The sequence below is a fragment of the Chthonomonas sp. genome, assembly GCF_035294505.1.
In the GTDB taxonomy this organism is placed as follows: Bacteria; Armatimonadota; Chthonomonadetes; order Chthonomonadales; family Chthonomonadaceae; genus Chthonomonas.
This window is the reverse complement of record NZ_DATGKU010000246.1, coordinates 1-5,854: the sequence shown is the minus strand read 5'-3', so window position 1 is coordinate 5,854 and position 5,854 is coordinate 1. Positions and strand designations below refer to the sequence as shown.

The window sequence follows — 5,854 nt, the reverse complement described above, 5'->3', positions numbered from 1 at the left end:
TTTTGAGAAGCCCTCGTTGCGCACGCGCGTGAGCTTCGAGGTTTCGATGGCGCACCTGCGCGGCCATGCCATCTATCTCGGCCCGAACGATGTGGGGCTTGGGACGCGCGAGGCCGTGCCCGATGTGGCCGCCTCGCTCTCGCGTTGGGTAGACATCATCTCGGCTCGGGTCTATCGGCACTCCACCGTAGAGCAGCTTGCCGAACATGCAACCATTCCGGTAATTAATGCGCTCAGCGATCGCGAACATCCCATACAAGCCTTTGCCGACCTCTTGACCCTCCAAGAGTTCTGCGGCCCTTTAGGCAACGGTCTTAAGCTTGCTTATGTGGGCGATGGCAACAATGTGCTGCATGCGCTGCTGCTTGCCTGTGCCAAAATGGGGGTAAACTTATCCGCGGCCTGCCCCAACGGTTACTTTCCCGACGAGGCCTATGTTCAGGAGGCACGACGACTAGCTGCCATCAGCGGCGCCCATATCGAGATACTCTCGCAGCCGGAAGCGGCCGTGCGTGATGCCGATGCCATCTACACCGATGTGTGGGCGAGTATGGGGCAGGAGGCCGAACGCGAGCAACGTGCCAAACTGTTTGCGCCCTATCAACTCAATGCGACCCTTCTCGCCCACGCCAAACCCAACGCCATCGCCATGCACTGTCTGCCTGCGCACCGAGGCGAGGAGATCACCGATGAGGTGATGGAGCGCCATAAAGCCTCCATTCTTGAGCAGGCCGAAAATCGCTTGCACACACAAAAAGCGCTCTTGCTGCTGATTATAGGACTTTGAGAATTATGAAAAAGATCGTTCTTGTCTACTCTGGAGGGCTAGACACCTCCGTATGCATCCCGTTAGTTCGTGAAGAGTACGGCTTTGACCACGTCATTACGGTAACGGTGGACGTGGGGCAGCCGGAAGAGGATATCCGTCAGGCCGAGGAGCGCGCTCGGCGCCTCGGTGCGGAGCACTATACCGTAGATGCCAAACAGCTTTTCGTGGAGTACTTTTGTTGGCCTGCTGTTCGTGCCAACGGGGACTACGAGGGCTATCCTCTCTCCACAAGCATCGCGCGGCCTCTCATTGCCCTCAAGGCGGTGGAGAAGGCTCGCGAGTTGGGGGCGACCGCCTTCGGACACGGATGTACCGGCAAAGGCAACGACCAGTTCCGCATTGAGTACATTTTGCGTACGCTCATGCCGGAGGCCGAGATCATCGCGCCCATGCGCGAGGGGCGTCGCCTGCCCGACGGACGCCGCGAGCCTTGGACGCGCAGTGAGGAGATAGACTACGCCAACGCCCACGGTCTCGATATTCCACAGACCAAAGAGCGCATCTGGTCGGTAGATGAGAACCTATGGGGACGTAGCATTGAGGGCGGGCGTTTGGAGGAGCCGGACTACGCCCCACCTGAAGAGATTTTTAAATGGACGCGCGGGCCGGGCAGCTGCTTGCCAACCCCGCAAACCATTACCATCGAGTTCGAGCAGGGCGTGCCCGTGGCCCTCGATGGGCAGCGGCTCGACCCCGTAAGTCTGGTAACTACCCTTAATCGCGTGGCGGGACAGCATGGTGTAGGGCGCATTGATATTATGGAAGACCGCATGTTGGGGCTTAAGGTGCGCGAAAACTACGAGTGCCCGGCCGCGGTGACCCTGCTTACCGCCCACAAGGCACTAGAGGCCCTGGTCTGCACCCAAGGCGAGTTGAAGTTTAAGGCGATGGTAGACCGTGAGTGGGGTGAGTTAGCCTATAAAGGGCTTTGGTTTGACCCGTTGAAGGAAGACCTCGAAGCGTTCATCGCGCGGGTGCAGGAGCGGGTGAACGGCGTTGTGCACATGCGCCTCTTCCAAGGTTCGGCTACGGTAATCGGGCGCAATAGCCCCAACGCGCTCTATAGCGCCGACCTTGCCTCCTTCGACAGCAAGACCTTCGATCAATCTGAGTCGCTGGGCGTTGTCAAGACACACGGTCTGCAATCGCGCATGTACTTCCATCTGCGCCAAAGCGGTAAACTTGCTGGCCAGCCGGTTCCTCCGGCGCTTCTTTGGGGGAGTGTGTCGCAGCCTCTAACAGAAGAGCCTCAGGCGTAGGGAGGACGGCTTTGCAACGGAACGGAAAGTAAGAGACGATGCGGAAACTATGGGGTGGGCGTTTTGAGGGCGAGACCGATGCGCTGATAGCGCAACTAAATAACTCGCTTCCCTTTGATCGTCGCCTTTGGCGACAGGATATTCGTGGAAGCATCGCCCACGCCACCATGCTTGGGGCTACCGGTATTCTGCCTCAAGAGGAGGCTCTGAAGATCGTGGAGGGGCTTAAGGCACTTGAGCAGGAGCTTGCAGAGGGACGTGTCGCCCTCCCCGAGGATGCCGAGGATGTGCACACCGCTATCGAGAGCCTTCTCTATGAGCGGATAGGCGATGTGGCGGGCAAACTGCACACCGCACGGAGCCGAAACGACCAGGTAGCTACCGATCTGCGGCTTTACCTGCGCGACGTTTGTGATGCGCTGACCGAAGAGATCAAGGGTTTTCAACAGACGCTTGTTGCCCTGGCCGAACGCGAGATTCAGACGGTTCTTCCCGGTTTCACGCATCTGCAGCATGCCCAGCCTATCTCGCTGGCGCACCATCTCTTGGCCTACTTCTGGATGTTAGATAGAGACCGAGAGCGCCTGCACGATTGTCGGAAACGCCTCAATCGGCTTCCGTTGGGTGCCGGTGCCTTGGCCGGCACCAGTTTTCCCATCGATCGCCGTAGGGTTGCCGAGTTATTGGGCTTCGATTCGGTGCTGCCCAATAGCCTCGATGCGGTTTCCGATAGGGATTTCGCTGTGGAGTTTCTCTCGACTGCCGCCATTCTCGGCATGCATCTATCGCGCTTGGCCGAGGAGATCATCCTTTGGAACAGCCCTGAGTTTGGGTTTGTGGAGCTTGACGATAGCGTTACCACCGGCAGTAGCATCATGCCTCAGAAAAAGAACCCGGATGTTGCTGAGCTGGTACGAGGGAAAACAGGGCGCCTCTACGGGAACCTTATGGCCCTGCTCACCGTGTTGAAGGGGTTGCCTCTGGCCTACAACAAAGACTTGCAGGAAGACAAAGAGCCTCTCTTTGACACGATAGATACGCTTCAGCTCGTCTTACCGGCCTTGCGCCGAACCCTTCAAACCGCTCGGTTTCGGACGGAGCGCATGAAGGCCGTCCTAGAGGGCGATTTCTCCACGGCCACCGATCTGGCGGACTACCTAGCCCGTAGAGGGGTGCCTTTCCGCGAGGCTCATGCGGTGGTTGGGCGCATCGTGCGCCACTGTCTTGAGAAAGGGATCGGGCTTGAGGCCCTCGATGTCGCCACCTTAAAAACCTTTTCCCCCTTGTTCGATAGCGAGGTTCTAGCCCTTTTAACCCCCTACGCAAGCATGGCGAGTCGTACCTCTGAGGGCGGCACGGCCCCTGAGGCCCTACGTGCGCAGCTCGTGTGCGCACGACAGAGGCTAGCAGAACCGCCCTGATCCTCCTTCTTTGCTGTCTATCCCGACTTGGTTCTTGGCATGCGATCTTAGCCTCCTTGCGATTGTTTTGAGAGGGCATCGCTGGGCGAACAGGCGGCAGAGTGTGGTAGCATAGAGATACAGTTTATCGGTGCCTTTGAAAGGCGTTTAAGGAGAAGTCAGTGGAGGCTATTCCCAAAATTGAGAGCGCTCTGGTAACCGGCGGGGCCGGGTTTATTGGGGCACATCTGGCCAAGACGTTGGCTCTGCAGGGAGCGAAGGTGCGTGTGCTAGATAACTTCTCTGCCGGCACGCCCGAAAATCTTCGTGGTTTTGAGAAGCACATCGAGGTGGTGGAGGGGGATATACGCAATGCGCTTGCCTGTCGCAACGCTTGCCGCGGCGTTCAGGTTGTGTTCCATCTGGCCGCACTGGTCTCTGTGCCCATCTCTATTCAAGACCCCATCCAGGCGGATGCCGTGAATATCGGAGGAACGCTTAACATGCTCATGGCCGCGCGTGACCATGGGGTACAGCGCTTTGTGTTCTCCTCTTCGGCGGCCGTTTACGGCGATACATCCGTCATTCCTACCCATGAAGAGGTTCTTCCCCGACCGCTTTCCCCCTACGGGGTTCAGAAATTGGCAGGAGAGCACTACGCGCAAAACTTTACGAACATCTTCGGTCTTCAGACCGTTGCGCTGCGCTATTTTAACGTCTACGGGCCGAATCAGAACCCGGATAGCCCGTATGCTGCCGTTATTCCCAAATTTATCTCCGCTCTTTTGGAGGGGAAGTCGCCCACCATTTTTGGGGATGGAGAGCAGACGCGCGATTTTTGTTATGTGGGCGATGTAGTGCGGGCGAATCTGCTGGCAGCTACCGCGCCATCGGAGAAGGCGTGCGGTGCAGTGTTCAATATCGCCGGAGGGCGCCAGTATACGCTGAACACGCTTTTGCAGATGCTGCAGAGTGTGATGGGCACCCAAGTTACTCCAAACTACGCAGCTCCGCGCGCCGGAGATATTCGCCATTCGGGCGCCGACATTTCGCGAGCCGAACAGCTTATCGGCTATCGTCCGGCCACAAACTTGGAGGAAGGGTTGCGTCTTACCGTGGAGGCCTATCGAAAGGCGTGAAAACTCGAACTAAGGGAGTTCACACAAATGAATCCATCCTTGCCGATTTTAGAACAGTTAGTTCAGCTTTCTCGCGCTTTGGGGGCACCGGAGCGCGATTTGGCCATTCTTGGTGAGGGGAATACCTCCGCAAAGGTAAACGAAGAGGTGTTTCTGGTGAAGGCGAGCGGGCAACAGCTGGGCACCATCGGCCCGGAGGGGTTTTGTGCGGTACGTTTTGCCCCCATCCTCGCCTGTTTCGAGGGGCCTCCCCTGTCGGATGCGGCTCTCAAGCAGGTGCTCTTAGACAGCAAGGCCGAGAAAGATCAGGAAGTTCTCCCTTCCGTAGAGACCTTCTTTCATGCCTATTTTCTCACGCTGCCCGGCGTTCAGTTTGTAGGGCACACCCATCCAACGGCCATCAACTCTATTCTCTGTTCGTGCCGGGCGCGCGAGCTGTTGGCGGGAAGGCTCTTCCCCGATGAGATTGTGGTCTGTGGCGTAGCCCCCTGCTTTGTGGAGTATGTAGACCCCGGCATTCCACTGGCTCAGCGCATAAAGCAGCGTGTTGAGGAGTTCTTCGAGCAGTGGGGCGAATGGCCTAAGACCGTGTGGATGCAGAACCACGGTTTTATCGCTCTAGGCCGTTCGGCACGCGAGGTAGAAAACATTACCCTTATGGCGGTAAAGGCAGCGCGTATTCTGCTTGGCACCTGCGCGGCCGGTGGGCCTAACTTCCTTACCGAAGAGGCCGTGCGCCGTATCCATACGCGGCCGGATGAGCACTATCGCCAGCGTCAGCTCGGACAAAGTGCATGAAGACAGGCGATGGGATAAAATCCTCTCTGCTAAACGGGTTGCTTGTTATAGATAAGCCGGCTCAGAGAACCTCGCACGACGTGGTGCAGTGGGTGCGCAAGCGTTTGGGCGTGCGCCGTGTGGGGCACACCGGCACGTTAGACCCCTTGGCAACCGGCGTTCTCGTGCTTTGCGTCGGGCAGGCTACCCGCTTGGCGGAATACCTCAGCGCCTCTCGCAAGGCCTATCTCACCGAAATTGTGTTCGGCGTCGAAACGGATACGCTTGACATCACCGGCAAGGTGGTAGGTGAGTGCGATGCCGGTTATCTCACGGCGGAGGCGCTGAAGCCGATTCTAAAGCGTTTTTGTGGCCTCATTCAACAGGTTCCTCCCATGGTTTCGGCCAAGCGCCACCAAGGCCGTCGTCTCTACGATTTAGCCCGTGAAG

General features: G+C 57.9%; 6 protein-coding genes. All 6 read left to right on the top strand.

The features are described from left to right. Positions 1-787 (top strand): ornithine carbamoyltransferase (argF, locus tag VKV18_RS14830; RefSeq protein ID WP_324204960.1); only part of this gene is annotated, 787 nt, incomplete at its 5' end. A gap of 5 nt (positions 788-792) precedes the next feature. Next, positions 793-2,088 carry an argininosuccinate synthase gene (locus VKV18_RS14825; RefSeq protein ID WP_324204959.1) on the top strand — a complete coding sequence of 432 codons (1,296 nt, stop codon included), beginning with the start codon at positions 793-795 and terminating at the stop codon, positions 2,086-2,088. 38 nt (positions 2,089-2,126) lie between these two features. Further along, complete coding sequence (gene argH, locus VKV18_RS14820) at positions 2,127-3,509, top strand: argininosuccinate lyase (RefSeq protein WP_324204958.1); 1,383 nt, start codon at positions 2,127-2,129, stop codon at positions 3,507-3,509. 161 nt (positions 3,510-3,670) lie between these two features. Continuing rightward, the gene (locus VKV18_RS14815; RefSeq protein ID WP_324204957.1) at positions 3,671-4,627 is read left to right on the top strand and encodes an SDR family oxidoreductase; all 957 of its coding nucleotides are present in this window, start codon (positions 3,671-3,673) and stop codon (positions 4,625-4,627) included. Between the two features lie 27 nt (positions 4,628-4,654). Next, positions 4,655-5,425 carry a class II aldolase/adducin family protein gene (locus tag VKV18_RS14810; protein WP_324204956.1) on the top strand — a complete coding sequence of 257 codons (771 nt, stop codon included), beginning with the start codon at positions 4,655-4,657 and terminating at the stop codon, positions 5,423-5,425. Next, a partial coding sequence (gene truB, locus VKV18_RS14805) for a tRNA pseudouridine(55) synthase TruB (protein WP_324204955.1) occupies positions 5,422-5,854 on the top strand: 433 nt, incomplete at its 3' end. The genes VKV18_RS14810 and truB, both read left to right, overlap by 4 nt.

Bases quoted from the DNA above. Each gene is read 5' to 3' on its own strand.
- VKV18_RS14810 (WP_324204956.1), top strand. From the start codon at position 4,655: ATGAATCCATCCTTGCCGATTTTAGAACAGTTAGTTCAGCTTTCTCGC.
- argH (WP_324204958.1), top strand. From the start codon at position 2,127: ATGCGGAAACTATGGGGTGGGCGTTTTGAGGGCGAGACCGATGCGCTG.
- VKV18_RS14825 (WP_324204959.1), top strand. From the start codon at position 793: ATGAAAAAGATCGTTCTTGTCTACTCTGGAGGGCTAGACACCTCCGTA.